The 23,262-nt window shown below is 64.1% G+C and carries 22 protein-coding genes; 19 read left to right on the top strand and 3 right to left on the bottom strand.

The genetic code is table 11. The features are described from left to right. Position 1: 1 nt before the first annotated feature. The 7 genes from E4P09_RS05575 to E4P09_RS05545 all read left to right on the top strand — a co-directional run bounded on the left by E4P09_RS05575 (position 2) and on the right by E4P09_RS05545 (position 7,022). The gene (locus E4P09_RS05575) at positions 2 to 457 is read left to right on the top strand and encodes a DUF2231 domain-containing protein (protein WP_137388544.1); all 456 of its coding nucleotides are present in this window, start codon (positions 2 to 4) and stop codon (positions 455 to 457) included. After that, entirely contained in the window at positions 450 to 2,084 is a 1,635-nt protein-coding gene (locus E4P09_RS05570) for a PQQ-dependent sugar dehydrogenase (protein ID WP_137388543.1), read from the top strand. Before E4P09_RS05575 ends, E4P09_RS05570 begins: the two co-directional genes overlap by 8 nt. Positions 2,085 to 2,295: 211 nt before the next feature. Continuing rightward, entirely contained in the window at positions 2,296 to 3,561 is a 1,266-nt protein-coding gene (locus E4P09_RS05565; RefSeq protein ID WP_239025031.1) for an NAD(P)/FAD-dependent oxidoreductase, read from the top strand. Positions 3,562 to 3,676: 115 nt separating this feature from the next. Continuing rightward, positions 3,677 to 4,936 carry an aromatic ring-hydroxylating oxygenase subunit alpha gene (locus tag E4P09_RS05560; RefSeq protein ID WP_137388542.1) on the top strand — a complete coding sequence of 420 codons (1,260 nt, stop codon included), beginning with the start codon at positions 3,677 to 3,679 and terminating at the stop codon, positions 4,934 to 4,936. Then, positions 4,936 to 5,427 (top strand): aromatic-ring-hydroxylating dioxygenase subunit beta, encoded by a 492-nt coding sequence (locus E4P09_RS05555; protein WP_137388541.1) that lies wholly within the window; start codon positions 4,936 to 4,938, stop codon positions 5,425 to 5,427. Before E4P09_RS05560 ends, E4P09_RS05555 begins: the two co-directional genes overlap by 1 nt. A gap of 23 nt (positions 5,428 to 5,450) precedes the next feature. Then, a complete protein-coding gene (locus E4P09_RS05550; protein WP_239025030.1) occupies positions 5,451 to 6,269 on the top strand; it encodes an enoyl-CoA hydratase/isomerase family protein in 819 nt (272 codons plus the stop codon). 3 nt (positions 6,270 to 6,272) lie between these two features. After that, the gene (locus tag E4P09_RS05545) at positions 6,273 to 7,022 is read left to right on the top strand and encodes an SDR family NAD(P)-dependent oxidoreductase (protein WP_137388540.1); all 750 of its coding nucleotides are present in this window, start codon (positions 6,273 to 6,275) and stop codon (positions 7,020 to 7,022) included. Here E4P09_RS05545 and E4P09_RS05540 read toward each other — a convergent pair. Beyond that, positions 7,019 to 7,927 carry an alpha/beta hydrolase gene (locus tag E4P09_RS05540; protein WP_137388539.1) on the bottom strand — a complete coding sequence of 303 codons (909 nt, stop codon included), beginning with the start codon at positions 7,925 to 7,927 and terminating at the stop codon, positions 7,019 to 7,021. The genes E4P09_RS05545 and E4P09_RS05540 overlap by 4 nt on opposite strands. Positions 7,928 to 8,019: 92 nt before the next feature. Between E4P09_RS05540 and E4P09_RS05535 the strand changes: the two genes are divergently transcribed. Beyond that, entirely contained in the window at positions 8,020 to 8,772 is a 753-nt protein-coding gene (locus tag E4P09_RS05535) for an NAD(P)H-dependent oxidoreductase (protein ID WP_137388538.1), read from the top strand. Here the strand turns inward: E4P09_RS05535 and E4P09_RS05530 are convergent. Continuing rightward, complete coding sequence (locus tag E4P09_RS05530) at positions 8,759 to 9,352, bottom strand: TetR/AcrR family transcriptional regulator (protein WP_137388537.1); 594 nt, start codon at positions 9,350 to 9,352, stop codon at positions 8,759 to 8,761. The two genes, E4P09_RS05535 and E4P09_RS05530, sit on opposite strands and share 14 nt — an antisense overlap. Before the next feature lie 193 nt (positions 9,353 to 9,545). Between E4P09_RS05530 and E4P09_RS05525 the strand changes: the two genes are divergently transcribed. Genes E4P09_RS05525 through E4P09_RS05485 form a run of 9 tightly spaced genes read left to right on the top strand, consistent with a single transcriptional unit; the run spans position 9,546 to position 20,296 of the window. Beyond that, complete coding sequence (locus tag E4P09_RS05525; RefSeq protein ID WP_137388536.1) at positions 9,546 to 10,865, top strand: phytoene desaturase family protein; 1,320 nt, start codon at positions 9,546 to 9,548, stop codon at positions 10,863 to 10,865. 2 nt (positions 10,866 to 10,867) lie between these two features. Continuing rightward, the gene (locus E4P09_RS05520) at positions 10,868 to 11,707 is read left to right on the top strand and encodes an ABC transporter ATP-binding protein (RefSeq protein WP_170984245.1); all 840 of its coding nucleotides are present in this window, start codon (positions 10,868 to 10,870) and stop codon (positions 11,705 to 11,707) included. After that, complete coding sequence (locus E4P09_RS05515; RefSeq protein WP_137388534.1) at positions 11,704 to 12,510, top strand: ABC transporter ATP-binding protein; 807 nt, start codon at positions 11,704 to 11,706, stop codon at positions 12,508 to 12,510. The genes E4P09_RS05520 and E4P09_RS05515 overlap by 4 nt, the downstream gene beginning before the upstream one ends. Further along, entirely contained in the window at positions 12,507 to 14,411 is a 1,905-nt protein-coding gene (locus tag E4P09_RS05510) for an AMP-dependent synthetase/ligase (protein WP_137388533.1), read from the top strand. The genes E4P09_RS05515 and E4P09_RS05510 overlap by 4 nt, the downstream gene beginning before the upstream one ends. 7 nt (positions 14,412 to 14,418) lie before the next feature. After that, positions 14,419 to 15,291, top strand: a complete 873-nt coding sequence (locus E4P09_RS05505; RefSeq protein ID WP_137388532.1) for a branched-chain amino acid ABC transporter permease — start codon at positions 14,419 to 14,421, stop codon at positions 15,289 to 15,291. Continuing rightward, positions 15,291 to 16,337: a branched-chain amino acid ABC transporter permease gene (locus tag E4P09_RS05500; RefSeq protein WP_137388531.1), complete on the top strand. Its 1,047-nt coding sequence runs from the start codon at positions 15,291 to 15,293 to the stop codon at positions 16,335 to 16,337. Before E4P09_RS05505 ends, E4P09_RS05500 begins: the two co-directional genes overlap by 1 nt. A gap of 48 nt (positions 16,338 to 16,385) precedes the next feature. Next, positions 16,386 to 17,543 carry an ABC transporter substrate-binding protein gene (locus E4P09_RS05495; protein ID WP_137388530.1) on the top strand — a complete coding sequence of 386 codons (1,158 nt, stop codon included), beginning with the start codon at positions 16,386 to 16,388 and terminating at the stop codon, positions 17,541 to 17,543. 57 nt (positions 17,544 to 17,600) lie between these two features. Further along, entirely contained in the window at positions 17,601 to 19,088 is a 1,488-nt protein-coding gene (locus E4P09_RS05490) for a hydroxymethylglutaryl-CoA synthase family protein (protein ID WP_137388529.1), read from the top strand. A 5-nt stretch (positions 19,089 to 19,093) separates the two neighbouring features. Beyond that, complete coding sequence (locus E4P09_RS05485; protein WP_137388528.1) at positions 19,094 to 20,296, top strand: acetyl-CoA acetyltransferase; 1,203 nt, start codon at positions 19,094 to 19,096, stop codon at positions 20,294 to 20,296. Here E4P09_RS05485 and E4P09_RS05480 read toward each other — a convergent pair. Then, positions 20,293 to 21,495, bottom strand: coding sequence for an acyl-CoA dehydrogenase family protein (locus tag E4P09_RS05480; protein WP_239025029.1), 1,203 nt, complete (start codon positions 21,493 to 21,495; stop codon positions 20,293 to 20,295). The two genes, E4P09_RS05485 and E4P09_RS05480, sit on opposite strands and share 4 nt — an antisense overlap. Positions 21,496 to 21,701: 206 nt before the next feature. Here E4P09_RS05480 and E4P09_RS05475 point away from each other — a divergent pair, with 206 nt between their 5' ends. Both E4P09_RS05475 and E4P09_RS05470 read left to right on the top strand, forming a co-directional pair. After that, positions 21,702 to 22,466 carry an enoyl-CoA hydratase/isomerase family protein gene (locus tag E4P09_RS05475; RefSeq protein ID WP_137388526.1) on the top strand — a complete coding sequence of 255 codons (765 nt, stop codon included), beginning with the start codon at positions 21,702 to 21,704 and terminating at the stop codon, positions 22,464 to 22,466. Positions 22,467 to 22,468: 2 nt separating this feature from the next. Next, positions 22,469 to 23,260 carry an enoyl-CoA hydratase/isomerase family protein gene (locus E4P09_RS05470; RefSeq protein WP_170984244.1) on the top strand — a complete coding sequence of 264 codons (792 nt, stop codon included), beginning with the start codon at positions 22,469 to 22,471 and terminating at the stop codon, positions 23,258 to 23,260. The last annotated feature ends 2 nt before the right edge of the window (positions 23,261 to 23,262 follow it).

Genomic DNA, 23,262 nt, shown 5'->3' with positions numbered 1-23,262 from the left:
GATGACCCACACACATCCCCAGAGCACTGCGGCAATCGCCGGGCAGCCGATTCATTCCATGCTCGTCCAGTTCCCGATCGTCTGCTTCACGCTGGCGCTATTGACCGACATCGCCTATTGGCGCACATCGCATCTCATGTGGCAGGAGTTTTCATCCTGGCTGCTTTTCGCCGGGCTCGTGTTCGGTGCGCTTGCGGCAATCGCCGGCATGGTCGACTTCCTGTTCCGCCCCGCGGTACGCCGACCCTGGCCCGCTTGGCCCCACGCGATCGGCAGCTTGGTCGTCCTGGCGCTGGCGTTCGTCAACAGCCTCATTCATGCCCGCGACGGCTGGACGGCCGTGGTCCCCTGGGGGCTGACCCTTTCCGCCGTAACGGTCGTCGTAATGGTCATATCCGACTGGTTCGGCCGCGCCCTTGTTTTCCGCCACGGCGTGGGAGTGAGCGATCATGACTAAGTGGACTCCCGCGCGCTACGCCGCCCTGGGGGCCGGCTGCCTGGCCTTCGCCCTGCTCGCCGGATGCGACGACCGCTCGGATTTCGACGTTTCGCAGCAGATCGGACCTGATCCTGTCCTTCCGGAGCCGCAGCAGCCCATTCTGGCCGATATGAAGCTGGCCGAGGTGGTCGGCTGGCAGGATGGCGAGATGCCTTCAGTGCCGGACGGGCTCAGGGTCACGGCCTATGCCGAGGATCTTGCCAATCCACGCTCGCTTTACACGCTGCCCAATGGCGACGTGCTCGTCGTCCAGGCACGCGGGCCGTCGGGCAAGCCCGTCTCGCGACCGAAGGACATCATCCGCGGCTGGATCATGTCGATTGCCCATGGCGGCGGAGGCGAGCAAAAGGAGAGCAATCTGATCACACTGCTGCGCGATACCAACCGCGACGGAGAAGTGGACGAGCGACACGACCTGCTGACAGGCCTCAACTCGCCCTTCGGCATCGCCTGGTATGACGGCACGCTTTACGTGGCGGCGACCGATGCGATCCTGGCCTATCCCTATGCGCTTGGCGATACCGAGATCACCGCGCAGCCTTCCGTGCTCACCCCACTGCCGGGCGGGCCGATCAACCACCACTGGACCAAGGATCTCGCGCTGAGCCCCGACGGGCGCTACCTCTATGCGTCGGTCGGCTCCAATTCCAACGTGGCGGAGCGTGGGCTAGAGGCGGAAAAGGGCCGCGCTGCCATCTGGCAGGTGGACCGCATGACAGGCGCAAGCCGCATTTACGCCTCGGGCTTGCGCAATCCCAACGGCCTGACCTTCAACCCGGAGACCGGTGCGCTGTGGTCGGTGGTCAACGAGCGTGACGAGCTCGGCCCCAACCTCGTCCCCGACTACATGACCTCGGTCAAGGATGGCGCGTTCTACGGCTGGCCATGGAGCTATTTCGGCAGCCATGTCGACGAGCGCGTCCACCCCAAGCGGCCCGACATGGTGGAAAAGGCCGTCGTTCCCGATTACGCGCTTTCGAGCCACGTCGCGCCCTTGGGCATGACCTTCACGATGAATTCGGCCTTGCCGGAACCCTATCGCAACGGCGCCTTTGTCGGCGAGCACGGTAGCTGGAACCGGAGTTCCTTCACCGGCTACAAGGTCGTCTACATACCCTTCGAGAACGGCGCGCCCTCCGGCAAGGCGCAGGATGTGGTGACCGGCTTCATCAACGGCGACCAGGCGCACGGGCGTCCGGTCGATGTCGCCATTGACGGCACGGGCGCTCTGATCATCGCTGACGATGCCGGTAACACGGTTTGGCGCGTTGCGGCGGCGGACGGCTCCGTAACCCCGGAGCCGGTCGGCACGGACGAGATGGTCACCGGCTCCGTCGGCGGACGGGCGCAGGGCGCGGCCACCGCGGCCGCACCGATGGACTCACGATCGACTGCCGGAACCGGCGCGCCACAATCGGATGGCGGGGCGCCGGCGGCATCCGCGGACGAACGGCTCACCGGACAAGAGCCAGCTGCATCCTCGTCCGGCGCGGGGGAATCACCCCGGCCGACGCAGATGGAGATCGCTCCAGCCGTGCTGCCGGAAGGTACGGTGCAGCGCGGCTCCGAAGAGCAGGCCGATTAACCGCGTCGGCGGCAATCGCCGGCCTGGGGCTGCGACGAGGTGAGGCGCGACCGCAGTATTATTCCTACGAGAAAGCGGCTCTTTGCAGACCTCTGAGCGGGGAAGGCTCGGTTCTTGACAATTCTGTCGCTGATTATAATAATCCGGATAGACGGTCTATTATTGACCTCTCATGCGTGCCTACGCGGGCAAGTCGGATATGGAGTGTCGATTGACTGGTGTTTCGGAAGCCGGATCGCTCGCGAGATCTAATGCCGCGATCGTCGTTGGGGGAGGGCAGGCGGGCGTCGAATGCGCAACCAGCCTGCGCCAGAACGGGTGGCCCGGCGAGATCATCGTCATCGCGGCGGAGGAGCTTCCGCCCTACCAGCGCCCGCCGCTGTCCAAGGCCTTTCTCGCCGGGGAAATGCCGGTCGAGCGCCTTTTCCTGCGTGCCGCCGGCTTCTACGAGGCGGAGCGGATCCAGCTGAGATTGGGCGAGTCGGTCACCGCCATCGACCGGCGCGACAATGCGGTGGTGACGAGCGAAGGAACGGTTCTTCATTATGCCAAGCTGTTTCTGGCGACGGGGGCGCGGCCGCGGTCCTTGGCGGTGCCGGGTGCCCATCTCGAGGGCGTGGGCTTTATCCGCAGTGCTGAAGACAGCCGGCGCTTGCAGCCGCTCTTCACGGCCGGATCCAATCTCGTGATCGTGGGTGGAGGCTACATCGGCTTGGAGGTAGCGGCCGTCGCCCGCAAGAAGGGCTTGAGTGTCACCGTGGTGGAGGCCGGCCCGCGATTGCTCGGCCGCGTGACCGCCCCGGTCGTCTCCAGCTTTTACGAGCAGTTCCATCGGACCAAGGGCGTCGATATCCGGCTGGGCGCCACCGTATCGGCTTTCACGGGAGAACGCCGGGTGCGAACGGCCGTGCTGGCGGACGGAAGCGAATTGCCTTGCGACCTGGCCGTGGTCGGCATCGGCATCGTGCCCAATGATGAAATCGCGATGTATGCGGGCGTCGAGGTGGAGCCGGGCGAGGGTGTTGTTGTCGACCGCGCCATGCGCACGAGCGATCCCGATATCTATGCCATGGGCGACTGCGCCTTTGCCTTGAACGATTGTGCCGGGCGGAGAGGCCGGATCGAATCGGTCGCCAACGCCATAGAACAGGCCCGCATCGCCGCCGCGCATGCTTGCGGGGTAGAGCCGCCATCTCCTGCCGTACCGTGGTTCTGGTCCGATCAGTATGACCTGAAGCTTCAGACCGCCGGCCTCATCAGCAGAGGCTATGACCGGGCAGTCGTTCGCGGCGATCCGGCCACAGGGAAGTTCGCCGTCTTCTACTTCTCGGACACGGTGCTCGTGGCGCTCGATGCGATCAATTCGCCGGCGGAGTTCAATATCGCAAAGCGTATCATCGCCCGTGGCGGTGCGGGGCTGGACCCCGAACGGGCGGCCGATCTCGGGCTCGATGCCCGCCAGCTGCTTCCCGCTTAATAGGTGAGGTCATGCAGCTCATGAGTGCCAATCTTAAACCGGACGGGCGTTTTAATATTGATGGGCGCAGGGTGCGTCGATATTGTGGGCCCAACTGCCGTCAAAGGAACCAGAGATGAATGTTGAAACGCCGATCAGCCAATGGTCCCGCCTGATCGAGCCGGGCCGCGTTCACGGCGCGCTCTATAGCGATCCCGCCATTTTCCAGGCGGAGCTGGAGAAGATCTGGTTTCGCACATGGGTCTATGTCGGCCATGTGAGCGAGGTTCCAAACCGCAACGATTACGTGACCAAGTCGATCGGGCCCATGCCGGTTCTCATGGTGCGCGACCGCGAGGGCGAGATCAGGCTGCTCCTGAACCGCTGTCCGCATCGCGGCAACGCGGTCTGCGTGATCGAGAAGGGCAACCGATCATCGTTCACATGCCCCTATCACTCCTGGACCTTCGCCAATGACGGCCGGCTCATCGGCTATGCCTTTCCGGACGGGTATCAGGGGGTGGAGAGGTCCGACCTCGGCCTGGCCCAAGTGCCGCGGATCGCCATCCACAAGGGTTTCGTGTTCGGCAGCATGGCCGAGGATGGACCTTCGCTCGAGGAGCACCTGGGCGGTGCTATCCGCGCCATCGACCAGCTCTGCGAGAACTCGCCCGAAGGCGAGATCGAGCTGACCGCCGGCTTCCTGCGCCACCGCACGAAGGCCAACTGGAAGTTCATCCTTGAGAACGAGTGCGACGGCTATCATCCGGGCTTCGTGCATGCCTCGATCTTTTCGGTGGCCGACAGCAAGATCGGCGAGCTTTATGGAGCTAGCTCCATCGCGGTCACCCGCGACTTCGGCAACGGGCACACGGAGGTCGACCTTAGGCCCGAGTTCCGCCGCCGGGGCGAGCCGCTGAGCTGGTTTGGCACCACCCCGGCGCGATTGCCCGGCTATGTGGCCGCCATGGAGGCAGCCTATGGCAGGGAGAAAGCCCGCCAGATCATGATCGACGGCACGCCGCATACCATGATCTTCCCCAACCTGTTCATTGCCGAGATCCAGCTCTTCGTGATCCAGCCGGTCGCCGTGGATGAGACGATCCAGCACGTGACCGCTCTGCAGTTCAAAGGAGCGCCCGATTTCAATCGGCGCATGCGCCAGCAGACCATGGGCTCGGTCGGGCCGGCGGGCTTCCTTCTCGCGGACGATACTGAAATGTACGAGCGGAACCAGCGTGGGCTCCTCACGCGCAACCCGGAATGGCTGTTTCTCGAACGGGGCATGCACCGCGAACGCGACGATGAGGACGGGTATCGCATTGCGCACTCCACCGACGATCTGCCGTCGCGGGGGATCTGGCGGCATTACAAGACGCTGATGGAGGCGGCGTGATGTCCGCCAAAACATCGATCAAGTCCGTGCCCGAAGACGTCGTCCAGTTTCTCTACCGGGAGGCGCGCCTTCAGGATACCCACGCCTATGACGAGTGGGAAGCGCTGTGGGAAGACGATGCGATCTACTGGGTGCCGGCCAACGGTACCGACCCGGACCCGGAAACCCAGATGTCGTTCATCTATGACAACCGCTCGCGCATATCGCTGCGCGTGAAGCAGCTGAAGACTGGCAAGCGCCATTCTCAGACCCCGCCTTCCCAGCTGGCGCGGATCGTTTCGAATATCGAGCTCTTGGACGAGGCTGGCGACGAGATCCGGGTCGCCGCGAACACGATGATCTTCGAGTGCAATATGCGCGGCGAAACCGTTTGGGCAACCAGGAACGAGTATAGCCTGCGGCGCGTCGACGGCACGCTGAAGATGATCCGCAAGAAAGTCGTGCTCGTCAACAACGACAAGCCGATCTACACCCTGTCGTTCCTAGTGTAAGCGCCGCGCGGAGGTGACCTATCGTGTCCACGCAAGCCAGCGAAATCCTGATCGGTGAAGGGCCGGTTCTGTTGTCCCTCGACGGCAGCATTGCGCGGCTGAGGCTCAACCGGCCGCAGCAGTCGAACGGCATCAGCATCGCGCTGCTCGAGGCGCTGCATCAGGCGGTGATGAGGTGCCACGGCGATCCCCGCATCCGCGTCGTGCTCCTTTCAGGTGAGGGCCCGAATTTCTGTGCGGGAGGCGACGTAAAGGAATTCGCCGCCAAGGGCGAGGGGCTGCCCGACTTTCTCCGCCAGGCGACGTCCTATCTCCAGATCTCGGCGTCGGCGCTGATCCACCTGGAAGCGCCAGTGGTCACTGCCGTACAGGGCTATGCCGCCGGTGGCGGCGGGCTTGGCCTCGTCTGTGCATCCGACCTGGTCATCGCGGCGCGCTCGGCGAAGTTCATGGCCGGCGCAACCCGGGTGGGCATGGCGCCCGATGCCGGCGCTTCGGTGGCCTTGCCGCGCCTGATCGGCTTTCGCCGGGCCATGGACATGATCCTCACCAATCGGGTGATGGACGCGGCCGAGGCGTTGGACGTGGGGCTGGTGACCCGGGTCGTGGCCGACGATGCGCTGGAGGCTGCAGCGCTTGACGTGGCGCGCGAGCTTGCCGCGGGCGCGCCAAAGGCTCTGGCCGCATCCAAGCGGCTCTTGTGGAGCGGACTTGGCCTCGGGATCGACGCTTGCCTGCCTGAGGAAGCCCGCACCGTTTCGGAGCTCTCGGGCACGGCCGATGCGCGGGAAGGACTGGCGGCTGTGATCGGCCGGCGCGCGCCGCGCTTCACCGGCCGGTGATGCATGGATGGCTTTGCTCTTGCCGATCGGCTGAAGGGGTGCCGCGCCATCGTTACCGGCGGTGCGAGCGGTATTGGCGCGGCGGTTGCCCGCCGGCTTGCGGCGGAGGGCGTGAAGGTTCTGATCTGCGACCGCAATGCAGAAGCCGGCGCGGCCGTCGCCCGCGAGATCGACGGGACCTTTGCCGAGCTGGACGTGACGGATTTCGGCGAAGTCGCCCGCGTGGTCGCGAACACCGGCGCGGTGGACATCCTCGTCAGCAATGCCGGCGTCGACCAGCACGCATTCTTCACGCATACGAAGCCGGAGGAGTGGCGCCATCTCCTGGCGGTCAACCTGGAGGCGGCCTTCGCCTTCACCCATGCGGTGCTGCCCGGCATGCAGGCGGCCGGCTACGGACGCATCGTGATGATCTCCTCAGAGGCCGGGCGCATCGGCTCCAAGGGAGGCGCCGTCTATGCTGCCGCCAAGGGCGGGCTCGTTGCGTTCGCCAAGTCGATTGCGCGCGAGAATGCGCGGTTTAACATTACCGCCAACGTCGTGCTGCCAGGTCCGGTGCGTACGCCGATGCTCGATTCCGCGGTAGAGGCTGGCGGCCAGGGCCTGCTCGCCGCCATGGAGCAAGCGACGCTGCTGAAGCGGCTTGGCGATCCGGCGGAGATCGCCGCCGCGGTTGCCTTTCTCGCTTCCCGCGAGGCGGCGTTCATCACCGGCGAAGTGCTCGGCGTCTCCGGCGGCATGGCGCTCAGCTAGCGCCGCGCGTTAGTCGTTACCTGCAGAAAGGCTGCCATCTCGCCAATGGATTGCTGTGCCTCGGGCAGCTCCGGAAACAGCTGGAACTGATGGATCATCCGATCCCAGATGGCGAGCTCGACGGGAACCTCCGCCTTGCGCAGCCTTTGTGCGAAAACCCGGGCATCGTCAAGAACCGTCTCGTGATCGCCCACATGGATCAGAAACGGCGGAAGATGCCGGAGATCCGCATGGATGGGCGAAGCGAGGGGATGGCGGGGATCCCCGCCCCGGCCCAGATAGGCGCGCGCCATGAGCAAGATGCGGTTCCGCTGCGACAGGGGATCGACAGCGGCCCGAGTCTCATAGGTCGCTCCTGACGCTTCCAGATCCAGCCAAGGCGACATCAGCACCGCTGCCGCGGGAAGCGGCAGTCCGGCCGCACGAGCCTTGAGCATGGTCGCGACGGCCAGTCCCCCACCGGCAGAATCCCCGGCAAAGGCGGTTTGGGCAGGCACCGCGCCGCGCTCGAGCAGCCAGCCATAGGCGGCCAATCCATCGTCCACCGCGGCGGGAAAGCGGTGTTCCGGGGCGAGCCGGTAGTTAAAGCCGACCACATCGATGCCCGCTTCGTGGCAGAGGCGGATCATGAGATCGCGATGGGAGGTGATTGAACCGAACTGGTAGCCCCCGCCATGAAAATAGAGGATGACCTGGGCCGTAGGCTCCTCGCCCGCCCGGATGCGCACGCCATCCATCCCCTCAATCGCGAGATCCTCGGTCTGGGCCGACCGCTTCGTCGCCATGATGCGATCGAAGTCCTCGCGCATCTGCGCGAGCTTCGTCTCCCTGGTCCATGCGCCGAGCATGGCGGCAATCCTCTTGCGAACCCGTTCGAGGGCTTCGCCCGACTCAAGCTGCATCATTGCATTCCCGCGGATAACGGCTTTCACTTGACGGTCCTGCAGGGCCGGCTATTAATAAAACAGATATACGGTTTATTAATTGGGGGCAAGGGATGAAGGTGCTCATCGTCTGCGTGGTGCCGGGCCCCCGCAGCTTCAACGCGGCGATGCTCTCGACGGCTGTCGAGGCGCTTTCGGCCTGCGGCCACGAGGTTCGTGTTTCCAATCTCGTGGCGATGAACTTCGACCCAGTCTGCCGGGATGCCGATTTCAGCGCGCCCCAAAACCCCGAGCATATCCGCTACGACATCGAGCAGCGCTTTGCCGCGGAGAACAACAGCTTCTCGCAAGACATCGCCGCGGAGCTGGAAAAGCTCATGTGGTGCGACTGCCTGATCCTGCAGTTCCCGCTCTACTGGTTTTCGGTGCCGGCCATCCTCAAAGGGTGGATTGACCGGGTTTTCGTCAATGGGATCATCTATGGCGGCGGCAAATGGTATGATCGCGGCGGCCTGAGCGGCAAGCGCGCGATGCTCGCCTTCTCCACCGGATGCTATCCGACCATGTGCGGGTCCGACGGCATAAACGGCGACATGGATATCATTCTGTGGCCGCTGCAGAACGGCGTGCTCCGTTTCTGCGGGATGCAGGTGCTGCCGCCCTTCATCGCATGGTCGGTCGCCTATCTGGACAATCCGAAGCGACAGACCATCCTCGACGACTATGCCGGACATCTCCGGGGGATCGAGACGCTAACGGCCCTGCCGTTCCATCATCGATCGGATTTCGGCAAGGACTGGCGGCTGAACGAGGGGATCACGCCCGTGGCCGTCGGGCAGATGCGAGCCTCTCTCAAGACCCCGTAAAGCCGCGCAGGAAGAGATCCGACGTCATGTCGGCATATTCCTGCGGGGAAACGGCACCCTTCGGGTCGAACCAGATGTGCGCGTAATTTATGATGCCGAACAGCATCATGGTGTAGACTTTCTTCGTGCGCGGCCCGATGCGTCGCTGCTTGTCGAGGCGGATCAGTATATCTGCCGCCAGCTCGATGATCTTCCGTTGCTTGGCGATGATGCCTTGCTGCTGCTCGGGGCTGAGCTGGTTCAAATGATTGAGCAGCACCACTTGCTCGTTCAAGGATTCCGCGTTGGTCAGCACCATCTCGGAGATGAGCGCCCGGCATTGCTCCAGCGGATCATCGATCGTCGCAAGCCGCGACTGAAGCTGGTCGACGAGATGGGCCACGTGCTCATCGAGCAGGTGAAAGAGGATCTCTTCCTTGGAATCGAAGTAGTGATACAAAGCGCCTCGCGAAGCATCGCAAGCGTTCGCCAGATCCACGATAGTGGTTCCTGAATAACCCTTCTGGGCGAAAAGCGCCGCCGCCTGCTTCAAGATGTTCTTGCGAACTTCCGGATAGTTCTGTGATTGCGTGCGGGCCAATGCCACCACTCCTGATTCTCGCGAGCTCGTTTTACCGGCAACCGGTTGTCCGTTCAACCAACTGGGCCGGCGGGGCTCGCCGTTGCCGCCGGGTTTCGCGGCTCGCCGTTCCCAAAAATAGATTGAACGGATGTCCGGATTATAATAGTCTCGTTAAAAAGGGAGTTTCAAGAAGGCTCCTTGGGAGGACCCGTTGGACAACGATCTCATCTTTGATGCCGTCGTCATAGGGGCCGGAGCAGGCGGGTGCTGTGCCGCTGCCCGGCTGGCCCATTCCGGTATGCGCACGCTGCTGGTGGACGACCACGCGCAAGTCGGCGGCCGCGCCGCCACGGAGGTCATCGACGGCCATAGGGTGAATGTCGGCGCCATTGCGCTCGAGCTTGGCGGTGTTTTCGAAGAGACTTTCACGCGCGTCGGCGCCGCGCTACCCATCCGCTGCCCCAACCCGGCCAATGCGTTCTACCTCAACGGCAAGGTCGTGGATGTAGGCCGTGGCGGCTGGGGACTGCTGCTTGGCGGCCTCACCAAACATGCGGCCCGCATCCTGGACCAATTTGCCCAAGCGCGCAGCGGGACGCTTCCCGATGGGGGACTTTCGACCAAGGATTGGCTGTCGGGCTATACCCGCAACGAAACCGTCCACGCGATCTTCCGCAATCTTTGCGCGGCGATCTTCGCCTGCAACGCCGACGAGCTGCCCGCCCGGGCGTTTCTGACCTATTTCACCGCCAAGGGCGCATTCAAACGGTTCGGCTTTCATCCCGAAGGAACCGGGGCGGCCTGGCAGGCGCTCGCGGATGTGGTCCGCAGCAACGGTGAGGTGTGGCTTGACACCCGCGCCGAGCAGATCGAGGTGGAAGCCGGAGAGGTGGCCGGCGTTGTCCTGCGCCGCGAAGGCGACGTGGTCCGGATTCCCTGCACCACCGTCATCAGCAACGCGGGGCCGAAGGCAACGGTCGCGCTCGCGGGGGCTGCGCATTTTCCCACCGCCTATGTGGATCAGGTCCAGACCCGCCTGAAGCCCGCTGCCAATATCGTGTTCAATTTCGCGTCCCGCGAGCCGATCCTGGACGCGCCCGGCATCGTGACCTTCGGCAAGACGCGTCGACTCTGCAACATGGCCAATCTCACGGCCACCTGTCCGGAGCTCGCCCCAGCCGGATGGCATCAATATGTCGCCTATGCCGTGCCGGTCCCCGCGCTTGGCGATTTCGACGAGGAGGCCGAGATCGCGCTTGCCCGGCAGGATCTGCGGGAGCAGTTCCCAAATTTCGACGAGCGCACCAAGATGCTGTCCGTGCGGGTCATGCGCGGGGACTGGCCGGCCCAGCGCTCCTGCGCCGGCTATGATTTGCCGATGGAGACCGGCATTGCCGGGTTGTGGTGCGTGGGCGACGCGGTCAAGCAGTACGGAAACGGCGGGACCCAGGCCTGCGCGGAAACGGCAAAGCTGGTGGTCGATTCCGTACTCGCCGCCAGGGCTTCCGCGACGGTCGTGGCGGCACAATGAATATGCATTCGCCAGCGTATGCGGCCGATCATCTCGCAACAGGAAGCCCGCTCCTGGAGGCGAACAATCTGCGCATCGTCTATGACGGCGCCATCGAAGCGGTGCGGGATGTTTCCCTTTCCGTGCCGGAACGGGCGATCGTCGCGCTCCTGGGATCGAATGGCGCGGGCAAGTCAACCGTGCTCAAGGCCATTTCCGGCGTGTTGGAGATCGAGGAGGGCGAGATCGAAAGCGGCTCGATCCGCTTCGCAGGCGACAGCATCAACGAGCGCAGCGCCGAGCAGATCGTGCGCGCCGGCCTGGTGCAGGTGCCCGAGGGGCGCCGGCTCTTCATCGATCTGACGGTCGATGAAAACCTCACCATGGGCGGCCATCTCCAGCCCGGCCCCAAGCTGAAGGAACTGCGCGAACGGGTCTTCGAGCTGTTTCCCCAGGTGGCGGCCAAACGCAATCAGATTGCCGGCTATCTCTCGGGCGGCGAACAGCAGATGGTGGCGATCGGGCGGGCGCTGATGGCCTCGCCTCGCCTATTGGCCTTGGATGAGCCGTCGCTCGGCCTGGCCCCGCTGATCGTGGAGACGATCTACGGCACCATCAAGCGGATGCGCGACGAGATGGGCGTGACGATCCTGCTGGTCGAGCAGAGCGCGGCCCACGCGTTCTCCGTGGCCGACTACGGCTACATCCTCGAAAATGGCCGCGTGGTGCTGGACGGTGCCATCGATCGCCTCATGGCGAACTCGGAGGTGCAGGAATTCTATCTCGGCCGGTCTGGTGGCGGCAAGCGCAAGAGCTTTCGCGACGTCAAGCATTACAAGCGGCGCAAGAGGTGGCTGTCATGAGCTTGCCGCTGCTGCAGGTCGAGCACGTCTCGAAGCACTTCGGCGGGGTGAGCGCCGTCAATGACGTGTCCTTTGCGCTGATGCCGAACCAGATCTTCGCGATCATCGGCCCGAATGGTGCGGGCAAGACTACGCTGTTCAACCTGATCTCGGGCGTGCTGCCCGTCAGCAGTGGGCGCATCCTGATGGAAGGGCGCGACCTCGCCACCGTGCGGCCGTGGGATTTCGTCACGCTCGGCATCGCCCGCACCTTCCAGAACCTCGCGCTGTTCAAACACGGCACCGTGGTGGAGAACATGCTGATCGGACGGCACCGGCATATGCGCACCAGCGTGGTGGAGTCGCTCTTCCACTATGGCCGCTGCCGCCGGGAGGAAATAGCTGCCCGCCAGCGGGTCGAGGAGATCATCGAATTCCTGGAGATTGAGCATCTGCGGGATAAGATCGTAGGGACACTCTCCTATGGCCAGCAGAAGCGGGTCGAGCTTGGGCGCGCATTGGCCGCCGACCCCAAGCTGCTGCTGCTCGACGAGATCGTCGCCGGCATGAACCAGGAGGAAACGGAGGACATCGCCCGGTTCATTCTCGACATCCGCGACGAGCTGGGCATCGCGGTCCTGCTGATCGAGCACGACGTGGATCTGGTGATGGATATTTCCGATCGGGTTCATGTCCTGAATTTCGGCCGCACGGTCACCGAGGGCACGCCGGAGGAGGTGCAGAGGCACGCAGGCGTCGCCGAAGCCTATCTGGGCGCCGGCAAGGACAAGATTCCAGGCCCCGGCATGGAGGTCGTGCAATGACGGCGCTTTCCGTCGTGACCGCCCATGCGCCTGTCGTCGATCGACGAGACCCCACCAGCGCCGACGTGCTCGCGGCGGGCGACACCACGACGCCGCGCCTGCTGCGCCATAGGGCGCGGCTGCACGGCACGGCACTCGCCCTGCGCGAGAAGGAGCACGGGTGCTGGAAACGGTACGACTGGGCACACTACGAGCGCCAGGCGCGCCGCTTCGCCTTCGCACTGATGTCGCTCGGGCTCAGACGCGGCGACCGCATCGCCATTGCCAGCGAGAACACGCCCGAATGGTACTATGCGGATCTCGGCGCGGAGATGTTGGGGATTATCCCGGTCGGCATCTATCCCACCAATCCCTGGCCCGAGCTGCAATATATCGTGCGCCATTGCGGGGCGAAGCTTGCCGTCTGCGGTGATCAGGAGCAGACCGACAAGGTGCTCGACGCGCGGGCGAATGGCGAGGGGCTTCCGGATCTCGCCACGATCGCTTGCGTCGACATGAAGGGCATGCGCTCTTACGCCGAGCCCGGACTGATGTCGTTCGAGCAACTGCTGCACTTGGGCGATGTCTATCTCTCCGATCACCCGGGGGCGGAGGCCGAGCTGGACGCGGCCATAGACGCGACCATGCCAGACGACACGGCCCTCATGGTTTACACCTCCGGCACCACCGGCCCGCCCAAGGGCGCAATGCTGTCCCACCGCAACATCATCAGTTCCACCTGGAATTACGCGCGTGCCGTCGGCATGGACCGGCATCCCTTCGAAGTGGTCGGGTACCTGCCCCTCTGCCACGCCGCCGAGCGCTGCTATTCCATGGTGATGCAGCTGGTGCTAGGCGGCGTCGTCAATTTCGCCGAAAGCATCGATACGGTTGCCTTGAATGTGCGCGAGATTGCGCCGACCATGTTCATCGGCGTCCCGCGCATCTGGGAAAAGCTGAAGGAGAATTTCGAATACCGGCTCTCGGAGAGCGGTCCCATCCGGCGCCAGCTCGCGACACAGGTGCTGAAGCTCGGCCGGCGCATCGATGACCGGCGCCAGACGAATGGCGGGCAGCTTTCGCTTGTCGACCGCATGCTCCAGCGGGCCTGCCATCTCGCGCTATTCCGAAACGTTCAGCGCCACGTCGGCCTCGACCGCACCGTTCATCGGCTTTGCGCGGGGGCATCGGTCTCGCCGGAGACACTCCGCTTCTTCTCGGTGATCGGCCTGCCGGTCAGTCAAGGCTACGGGATGACGGAGTCGGCCGGCTGCGTCTTCATCCAGCGCGGGGAGCATCACCGGCTGGGCGGCTGCGGCATCCCGATCGATGGGGCGAAGTTCAAGATCGCGGACGACGGCGAGATCCTGTTGGGTGGCCCGTATGTGTTCAAGGGCTATTTCCGCGACGAGAAGGCAACCGCGGCCACACTCGACGGGGAGTGGCTGAAGACAGGCGACATCGTCACCCAGCTCGACAATGGCGAAATCGCGATGGTGGATCGCAAGAAGGCGATCATCATCACGTCCGGCGGCAAGAACATCGCTCCTTCCGAGATCGAGAACGCCTTGAAGGACAGCCCCTACATCAAGGAGGTGATCGTGGTGGGCGAGGGGCGAAAGTTCCTCGGCGCGCTCGTCCAGATCGATTTCGACAATGTCGGGCGCTGGGCGAGCAGCAAAGGCCTGCCCTATACGACCTATCGCTCGCTGACCGAGCTGCCTGAGGTGCAAGATTTGGTGCAACGCGAGGTGGACCGGGTGAACGGGCTGTTCGCCCGTGTCGAGAACATTCGCAAGTTCGTGATCCTGCAGAAGGAGCTCGACCACGACGATGGCGAGCTGACCGCCACCCAGAAGGTGCGACGGTCGATGATCGACAAGAAGTTCGCCGCCGAACTCAAGGCAATCTACGGGGAGTGACGCGGCCGTGACGTTCCTCACAGAACTGATCGTTTCAGGCCTGGCGATCGGCGCGATCTACGGCCTCATCGCCATGAGCTTTGCCGTCATCTACAAGGCGACCGGCCTCGTCAACTTCGCGCAGGGCGAGGTCGCGATGATCGTCGCCTATGTGGCCTGGACGATCTCGGTCCACGTGGACGGGAATCCGTTCGTGGTGGCGGCCGCGGCCATCGTGTTCGCGGGCCTGTTCGGCCTCGCGATAGAGCGCCTGGTGATCCGCCCGATGATGGGCGAGCCGGTCTTCACCACGATCATGGTGACGATCGGCCTTGCCGTGGTGCTGCGCTCGTCCATCGTCTTCCTCTGGGATGCCTATCCGCATGCGCTCGATCTGGGGGTCGGCCAGGAAATCCTCGAGGTGGGTGGCGTGCGCCTCCGTTCCGGACAGGTCGCGGTATTTCTGATCCTCATCGCCGTGATCGTCGGTTTCTTCATCTTCTTCCGCCGGTCGCGGTTCGGGGTGGCCATGCGCGCGGTCGCGAGCGACGACAGAACCGCGCTGCTGATGGGCGTCAGCACGGCGCGGGTGCAGTCTGTGGCCTGGGCGGTCGCGACCATCATATCGGGCATCGCCGGCGTCATGTTCGCGATCATCTATGAACTGTCGCCCGTCATGTTCACGCTCGGCCTCAAGGCTTTCCCCGCCACCATCCTGGGCGGTCTCGACTCGGTGCTGGGCACGGCCTTCGGCGGGCTGGTGATCGGCACGGCGGAGAACCTGGTGGGCGGCTATTTCGACCCGCGCATGAAGGAAGTCGCGGGCTTCATCATCATCATTCTCATTCTGATGGTGCGCCCGTTCGGCCTGTTCGGCACACGCCGGATCGAGAGGGTCTGATGCGCAGCGGGTATTTCAAGGAGACGATAGCCGAGCAGATCGCGCTCACCGACTCGTGGGCCGTGCGGGCCTGGGTGATCGCTCTGGTGCTGGCGCTGATCGTTGCGCCCTTCTATCTCAATCCCTTCTATCTCTCGCTGCTGACCACCATAGCGATCACCGTGGTCGGCGCGCTCGGCCTCAATGTCCTCACCGGCTGGACCGGGCTGATCTCACTGGGCCATGTCGGGTTCATGCTGCTCGGGGCCTATGCCTATGCGATCCCCGTCGCGCTGCACGGCTATGATCCGTTGGTCGGCCTGCTTCTGGCGGGTTTGGTGCCGGCGCTGGCGAGCCTGCTGGTGGGCGTCCCGTCGCTGCGCCTCACCGGCCTTTATCTTGCGATCACCACGCTGGCCTTCTCGTTCATCATCAATCACCTGATCCTCAGCTTCGACGGGTTTACGCGGGGCGCCCGCGGGATCTTCGTCAACAGGCCGACCATTCTCGGCGTCTCGTTCCAGAGCGATGCCGCCTTTGCGCTCTTGTGCCTGGGCTTTGCGGCCGCGACCTTGCTCGCCACGCTGAATCTGCGCCGCAGCCGCATAGGCCGCGCCTTCGTGGCGATTCGCGACAATGATACGGCAGCGCGGGTGATGGGGGTGAACCTGCATGCCTACAAGCTGTTCGCTTTCGTTACCAGCTCGTTCATCATCGGCATTTCGGGCGCGCTCTATGGCATCTTCCTCAGCTTCGTGTCGGTGGATGGGTTCCCCTTCGTCCTGTCCATCCAGGCGCTCGCCATTCTCATCGTCGGTGGACTCGGCACGGCGCTCGGCGCCGTGCTCGGCTCGGTCTTCATCGTGCTTCTGCCGGAGGTGGTCAATCTCGGCTTCGGCGTCCTGGGGGGAGAGGCTGCGCGGGCGATCTCGACGGGCGCGCACGAGCTGAAGAGCATGCTCTACGGCCTGGTGATCATCCTGTTCCTCAGGTTTCAGCCACATGGGCTCGTCGGGCTTTGGCGGGACCTGAAGCGCGGCTGGGTCAACTGGCCGCTCCGCTACTGAGCCATCAGGTGGAGCTATCCGTGAATACAACAGGGAGGATAATGGACAATGGGTAAGGCGAGAATTCTGGCCGCGGCGTTCGCGGCATTGTGCCTTGCGGCACCGGCGAGCGCCGCCGACCAAGGCGTCACCGATACCGAAATCCTGCTCGGCGAGGTGGAGCCGCTGTCGGGACCACCCGGCCTGCTGGGCATCGCGCACAATATCGGCGTGAAACTCGCCCTGGCCGAAGCCAATGCCAATGGCGGCATCAACGGCCGCAAGCTGCGCCTCATCGCCGAGGATGACGGCTATGTGAGCTCGCGCACGATCCAGTCGCTGCGCAAGCTCATCTCGGTCGACCGGGTGTTCGCGCTGACCTCGCTTTCGGGCTCCGGACAGGCGGTGGCGTCGATTTCGCTGGTCGAGCAGACCGGCATTCCCACGATCGTTTCGATCGGACCGGTCGAGCCCCTCTATAATCCGCCGCGCGAGAACGTTTTCGTCGTCGGCCAATCCTACGAAGAGGGTATGCGGAAGCTGGCGCTCTATCTCGCGGAGAAGCATCCGGATGCCCGCTGGGGCGTCGTGACCCAAGATGACGATTACGGCGTCGCGCTTCGCGAAGGGCTCGAGAAGGCGAAGGCAGAGAAGAACTTCAACGTGGTGTTCGAATCCATCTACGCGCGTGGCCAGAAGGATTTCTCGTCGGAGATCCGCCGGGCGCGCGATGCCAACGTGGACGTGTTTATCGCCGGTGGGATCATCAGCGAGAACGTGGCCATGGTGAAGGAGATGGAGACCCTGGGCATGAAGCCCGCGGTGGGCATCTTCTGGCCCGGCCGGGTCAGCGCGGTCCTCAATCTGATCGGCCCGGCGAGCGACGGCCTCTATGCCGTGGATTACGTGGAGCCGCTGGGCAGCGAGGCTGGCAAGGCGTTCGTGGAGCTCGCAAAGAAGTACCTCTCGGAAGATGAGGTGAAGCACATCAACCGCTACACCATGACAGGCTATGCGGGAGCGCGGGTGCTTCTCAGCGCCATCGAGCGCTGCGGCGACGACCTCACCTGGAAATGCGTGAATGGCCAGCTTGCGCAAACGAAGGATTTGAAGACCGGTGTCATGGCGCCGATCACCTTCGAGCAGGGCTCGCGCTTCTCGAACCAGCCGCTGCACATCATGAAGGCGGATTACGCGAACAAGACCTTCGTGCTTGTCGACGATTGAGAGGCGAGAGGCATGGGCCGATGCCTCGCGCGCATGCCTTATGATAAAAGGGCACAGATGATCGGAATTGTCGGATACGGCGGATATGTTCCGCGGCTGCGTCTCAGCCGCCAGGCGGTCGTGCAGGCCAATCTCTGGTATGCGCCGCAGTTTGCAAGGCGCAAGGGCCACCGGGCCATGGCCAATTGGGATGAAGACAGCATCACCATGGCCGTGGCCGCGGCGCGGGACTGCCTGGGACCGGACGACGAGAAGCGGCGGGCGATCCGCAGTGTCCATCTGGCATCGGACACGCTGCCCTTTGCCGAACGGCTGAATGCCGGTGTCGTCTGCGAAGCCTTGACCCTCGACGAGGACGTCGAGGCGCGTGACGTCACCGGCACGCCACGCGCCGCCTTGACCTGCCTCGGTGACGCGGTCGCGCGGGTCCGCGCCTTTGGCGGGGATGCGGTGGTGCTCGCGGCCGACAACCGCAAGACGCGTGCGGCGAGCTCCCAGGAACTTGACTTCGGCGACGGTGCGGCCGCCATTCGCATCGGCACGGAGGATGTCATCGCCGCGTTTTTGGGCAAGGGAACGGTTTCGGTCGATTTCGTCGATCACTTCCGCCTGGCCGGCGAGGACATCGACTATCACTGGGAGGAGCGCTGGGTGCGCGACGAGGGGATCGCCAAGCTCGTCCCGCGCGCGGTGGCGGCGGCTCTCGGCGAGAGCGGAGTTGCGGCAGAAGAGGTGACCCGGTTCATCTTCCCCTCGACCTTCGCGCGCATGGCCGAACAGGTGGCCGAGACGTGCGGCATTCGGCCGGATGCCGTGGTGGACGTCTTGGAGAACGAGATCGGTGAAACCGGCGCGGCGCATGGTCTCTTGCTGCTCGCCCAGACCCTGGAGAATGCCCGGCCGGGCGAGGTCATCGTCATAGCGCAGTTCGGAGCTGGGGCAGAAGCGGTGGTCCTGCGCGTCACCGAGGCGGTTTCGCGCTTCCGTCCCCGCATCGGAGTATCCGGCTGGATCGCCCGTGGAGTGGAGGAGACGAACTATACGAAGTTCCTGTCGTTCAAGGGGCAGCTGCGCCTGGAGCGCGGCATGCGCGGAGAGCAGGACAAGAAGACGGCTTTGAGCACAGCCTACCGGCACCGCAAGGCCATTCTGGGCCTCGTCGGTGGCCGCTGCGAGGTCACGGGCAAGGTTTATTTCCCACCCTCCCGCCTGTCCATCGACGGGGGCGGAACGGTCAAGGATACGCAGAAGCCATACAAGCTCGCGGAACGCCGCGGCCGGGTCTTGAGCTGGTCGGCCGAGCAGCTTTCGTTCCACATGTCGCCGCCTCACCATTACGGCCAGATCGATTTTGACGGCGGCGGGCGCATCCTTATGGAATTCAGTGACATTGCCCCAGGCGATGTCGAGGTGGGCACGGAAGTCGAGATGGTCTTCCGGATCAAGGACTTCGACGAGCGGCGCGGGTTTCTGCGCTACTTCTGGAAGGCGACGCCGGTGCGGGGCGTGGCAAGCGCCCCGGCATCCCAAAGCGGATCGGAGTGAATTTCATGGCGAACGGCATCAAGGACAAGGTTGCGATCATCGGCATGGGGTGCAGCCGGTTCGGCGAGCGCTGGGATGCAAGCCCCGAAGATCTCATGGTGGAGGCCTATGGCGAGGCGATGGCCGATGCCGGCATCGCGCCGGAGCAGATCGGCGCCGCCTGGTTCTCGACCCATATGGACGATATCGGCACCGGCCGCGGCGGCACCCCGATGGGCATCGCGCTGCGCCTGCCCAATATCGGGGTAACCCGGGTTGAGAATTTCTGCGCCGGCGGGTCGGAAGCGATCCGGGGGGCGGTCTACGCGGTCGCTTCCGGCGCCTGCGATATCGCCCTGGCGCTCGGCGTCGAGAAACTCAAGGATACCGGTTACGGCGGTCTGCCCATGGGATCTGTAGGGACCTATATCCCGCAGTGGTATCCCAATGCGGTGGCGCCGGCGAACTTCGCGCAGCTTGCCAGCGCCTATCAGCGCAAGCATCGTCTTGACCGCGACCTGCTCAAACGGGCGATCGCTCATGTCTCGGTGAAAAGCCATGCGAACGGCGCACTCAATCCCAAGGCGCATCTGCGCAAGCCGGTGACCGAGGAGCAGGTGCTTGCCGCCCCGATAGTGGCCGAACCGCTGGGCCTGTTCGATTGCTGCGGTGTATCGGACGGCGCCGCGGCCGTGATCGTCACCACCCCCGACATCGCCCGCGGCCTCGGCAAGAAGGACCTGATTACGTTCAAGGCGCTCCAGGTGTGCACCTCCAATGGCTGGGAGATGCACTCCAACGAATGGGACGGCAGCTATGTGCACACGGCGCGCATTGCTGCCAAGCGGGCTTATGAGGAGGCCGGCATCCGCAACCCGAGACAGGAGATCAGTCTTACCGAGGTGCATGACTGCTTCTCGATCACCGAACTCGTCACCATGGAAGACCTGTTTCTCTCGGAGGAGGGGAGCGCGGTGCGCGACGTGCTCGATGGCGTGTACGATGCCGATGGCCGGGTGCCCTGCCAGGCCGATGGCGGGTTGAAGTGCTTCGGCCATCCGGTCGGGGCGAGCGGCATCCGCATGCTGTACGAGATCTACTTGCAACTGTCGGGACGGGCCGGCGAGCGGCAACTGCCCGCGCCGAGCCTAGGGCTCATCCACAATCTCGGCGGACAGCCTTCGCAGAATGTCTGCTCGGTTTCGATCGTCGGGCTGCACCGGGCCTAGATCCGCTTGGCGATCTCCTCGAGCATGACTTCGGTCGCGCCGCCGCCAATCATCAGGACCCGGGCATCACGCGCCATGCGCTCGATGGGCGTGCCCCGCATATAGCCGGTTCCGCCATGAAGCTGCAGGCAGCCATGCACGACCTCATGCAGCACCTCCGGGCTCAGCGCCTTAATGATGGAGACGTCACGGCGCGTGTCATGGCCCGCCGCCTCGAGCGCGGCGGTATGATAGGTGAGAGCGCGGGCGGCGGCCGCCTTGGCCACCAGCATGGCGAGCTTTTGCCGGGTGGCCTGGAGGTCCCATAACGTGCCGCCAAAGGCCGTGCGGGTGCGCACATAGTCGGCGGTCAGTTCGATTGCCTTGGCGCTCTCTCCGGCACAGATGCCGCCGATGCACAGGCGCTCATTCTGAAACGTGTTCATGATCGCATAGAAGCCGCGGTTCTCTTCCCCCAGCAGGTTTTCCGCGGGCACGCGAACATTTTCGAACGAGAGCTCGGCGGTGTCGGAGCACAGCCAGCCATGCTTTTCGAGCTTGCGGGTGACCTGGAAACCGGGGGTGCCCGCCTCCACGATGAACAGCGACAGCCCGCGACTGCCGCTGGACTCAGGATCGGTCCGCGCGGCAACGATGAAGAGGTCGGCATAGACACCGTTTGTAATGAAGATCTTGGCGCCGTTGATGATCCAGTCCCCGCCGTCGCGCTCCGCTCGGGTGCGCAAGCCAGCAACGTCCGATCCTGCCCACGGCTCGGTAACGGCCACCGCGCAGACCTTCCGCCCGGCGATGATGTCCGGCAGGTATTGCTGCTTCTGCTCTTCGGTGCCGCTGATCGAGATGTGTGGGCTCGACATGTCGGTATGGACGAGCACGGACGCGGTGAAACCGCCGAAGGTGGACCGGCCCAGCTCCTCAGCGAAGACCACGGATGCGAGCGGCCCCATATTGGTCCCGCCATGCTCCTCGGCGTGGCGCATGCCCAGGAAACCAAGCTCGCCCATGTGCCGAAACACCTCGCGCGGGATCTTGCCGGCAGCTTCCCACTCCGGTCCGTTCGGCACCACCTCGTTTTCGACGAAGCGGCGCACCTGCTCGCGCAGCATGCGCAGCTCTTCTGTGAGGAACACTGGATCGGAGAATCGAAACTCGCTCTCAAATGTCTCTGTACGCGCTGCTGCCGCGGCCGATCTGGTCAAGCGAGTTCCTCCCATGGAAGCCTTGGCCATCATGGATGATGGAGCTACACCCCCTCATCGATGCCTTGTCGGCTTGGTGGATTCATGATAGCCAAAAATCATATGGACGTCCGGATTATTAATATGCGGAGGCGGCCGGGTCAACTCTTGGGGCTGTCAGCGCGGCTCGTCGGGCTCGCTTCGCGGCGCCCGGAGGAAGATAGCACATGGGCACCATAGATCTATTCGTCGCGGAGGATGCGGTCGGTGAAATTGTCTTCAACCGGCCAGACAAGAAGAACGCGCTGCGCAATGAGGACTGGAGGCTGCTTCGCGAACAGCTCGAACGGGCCTCCACCCTTCCCCTACGCTGCCTTTTGCTACGCGGGGCAGGCGAAGACTTTTGCGCCGGCTGGGACCTCGGCCAGGCCAGGGGCGAGGTTGATCCGGCAGACGTGATAAACGGCTTCGTCAATCCGGCATTGCAAACCATCCGAACTTTCGCAAAGCCTACGATCGCGGCGGTGACGGGCGCATGCCTCGGGGGCGGACTGGGCATCGCCATGGCCTGCGATGTCGTTCTGGCCGCAGACACGGCGCGGCTGGGCAGCCCCTTTCGCAATATCGGGCTCCTGCCGGATTCGGGTGCTCACTATGTGCTGCGCGAGCGGCTCGGTCACCATAAGGCCTCTCAGCTGATCTATACCGGCAAGATGATCGATGGATGCGAGGCCGCGCGGCTGGGGCTGGTCTGCGAGGTCTATCCCGCCGCATCTCTGCTCGAGGAGGCGCGCAAGATGGCGGCGGTGATCGCGTCGGGCCCCACCGCATCCTTCATGGCCTCGAAACGCATTCTGCTGCAGCCGGCGGACTACGACGAGACGCTTGCCCGCGAGGCCGAGGGGCAGGCGAGGATCTTCGCGACCGCCGATGCCAAGGAGGGCATTTCGGCCTTTCTGCAGAAGCGTAAGCCAGTTTTCGTGGGGCAATGACGATGAGCAGTGTCAGTCAAGCCAGCAGCGGCGTGGTCCATCTTTCGGTCGACGATGGGATCGCGCTGATCACGATCGACAATGCCTCTCGCCGCAACACCATGGACCTGCCCATGCGGGATGTCTTTCACGATCACCTCGCGGCGGCGCTCTCCGATGACGCTGTGCGGGTGGTGATCCTCACCGGAGCGGGCGGCAATTTTTGCGCCGGCGGCGACATTTCGGGAATGAACGAGACGGCATTGCAGTGCCGAAGGCGTCTGCAGAAGCTGCATCGGATCGTGCGCCAGATCGCCTATGCGGAAAAGCCCGTGATCGCCGCGACGGAGGGGGTCGTCGCCGGCAACGGGCTTTCCCTGGCGGCGGCTTCCGATTTCGTGGTGACGGCGTCGGACGCGAAATTCATCTGCGCGTTCGTCAAGATCGGTCTGGTGCCCGACACGGCTGCGCTGTGGTACCTTCCGCAGCGCATGGGGCTCGGTCGCGCCAAGCTGGCCATGATGACGGGGGAGACGTTCTCGGGCACGCATGCGGTGCGCGCCGGACTCGCCGATATCGAGGTCACACCCGGCAGAGCGCTCGAGGAAGCCTATGTTCTTGCGGAAAAGCTGAAGCGTGTGGGGCCCTTGGCCGTCGGCATGACGAAATCACTGCTTGCACGCGCGCCGCTGTCGCTGGAAGAAGCACTGAAAGCCGAGACCGACGCGCAGGCCATTCTGTTCACCTCTCAAGACTTTGCCGAGGGGCGGGCGGCGTTCCGGGAAAAGCGGCCGGCACGGTTCGAGGGAAGGTGATC

The sequence above is a fragment of the Rhodoligotrophos defluvii genome (assembly GCF_005281615.1).
GTDB classification, from domain to species: Bacteria; Pseudomonadota; Alphaproteobacteria; order Rhizobiales; family Im1; genus Rhodoligotrophos; species Rhodoligotrophos defluvii.
This window is presented reverse-complemented; position numbering and strand designations above follow the sequence as displayed.

Excerpts from the sequence above, each read along its gene's own strand:
- E4P09_RS05475 (WP_137388526.1), top strand. The coding sequence starts at position 21,702 with ATGGGCACCATAGATCTATTCGTCGCGGAGGATGCGGTCGGTGAAATT.
- E4P09_RS05520 (WP_170984245.1), top strand. The coding sequence starts at position 10,868 with ATGCATTCGCCAGCGTATGCGGCCGATCATCTCGCAACAGGAAGCCCG.
- E4P09_RS05470 (WP_170984244.1), top strand. The coding sequence starts at position 22,469 with ATGAGCAGTGTCAGTCAAGCCAGCAGCGGCGTGGTCCATCTTTCGGTC.
- E4P09_RS05540 (WP_137388539.1), bottom strand. The coding sequence starts at position 7,927 with ATGATGCAGCTTGAGTCGGGCGAAGCCCTCGAACGGGTTCGCAAGAGG.
- E4P09_RS05490 (WP_137388529.1), top strand. The coding sequence starts at position 17,601 with ATGATCGGAATTGTCGGATACGGCGGATATGTTCCGCGGCTGCGTCTC.
- E4P09_RS05570 (WP_137388543.1), top strand. The coding sequence starts at position 450 with ATGACTAAGTGGACTCCCGCGCGCTACGCCGCCCTGGGGGCCGGCTGC.
- E4P09_RS05510 (WP_137388533.1), top strand. The coding sequence starts at position 12,507 with ATGACGGCGCTTTCCGTCGTGACCGCCCATGCGCCTGTCGTCGATCGA.
- E4P09_RS05495 (WP_137388530.1), top strand. The coding sequence starts at position 16,386 with ATGGGTAAGGCGAGAATTCTGGCCGCGGCGTTCGCGGCATTGTGCCTT.
- E4P09_RS05500 (WP_137388531.1), top strand. The coding sequence starts at position 15,291 with ATGCGCAGCGGGTATTTCAAGGAGACGATAGCCGAGCAGATCGCGCTC.
- E4P09_RS05560 (WP_137388542.1), top strand. The coding sequence starts at position 3,677 with ATGAATGTTGAAACGCCGATCAGCCAATGGTCCCGCCTGATCGAGCCG.
- E4P09_RS05485 (WP_137388528.1), top strand. The coding sequence starts at position 19,094 with ATGGCGAACGGCATCAAGGACAAGGTTGCGATCATCGGCATGGGGTGC.
- E4P09_RS05545 (WP_137388540.1), top strand. The coding sequence starts at position 6,273 with ATGGATGGCTTTGCTCTTGCCGATCGGCTGAAGGGGTGCCGCGCCATC.
- E4P09_RS05555 (WP_137388541.1), top strand. The coding sequence starts at position 4,936 with ATGTCCGCCAAAACATCGATCAAGTCCGTGCCCGAAGACGTCGTCCAG.
- E4P09_RS05515 (WP_137388534.1), top strand. The coding sequence starts at position 11,704 with ATGAGCTTGCCGCTGCTGCAGGTCGAGCACGTCTCGAAGCACTTCGGC.
- E4P09_RS05535 (WP_137388538.1), top strand. The coding sequence starts at position 8,020 with ATGAAGGTGCTCATCGTCTGCGTGGTGCCGGGCCCCCGCAGCTTCAAC.
- E4P09_RS05575 (WP_137388544.1), top strand. The coding sequence starts at position 2 with ATGACCCACACACATCCCCAGAGCACTGCGGCAATCGCCGGGCAGCCG.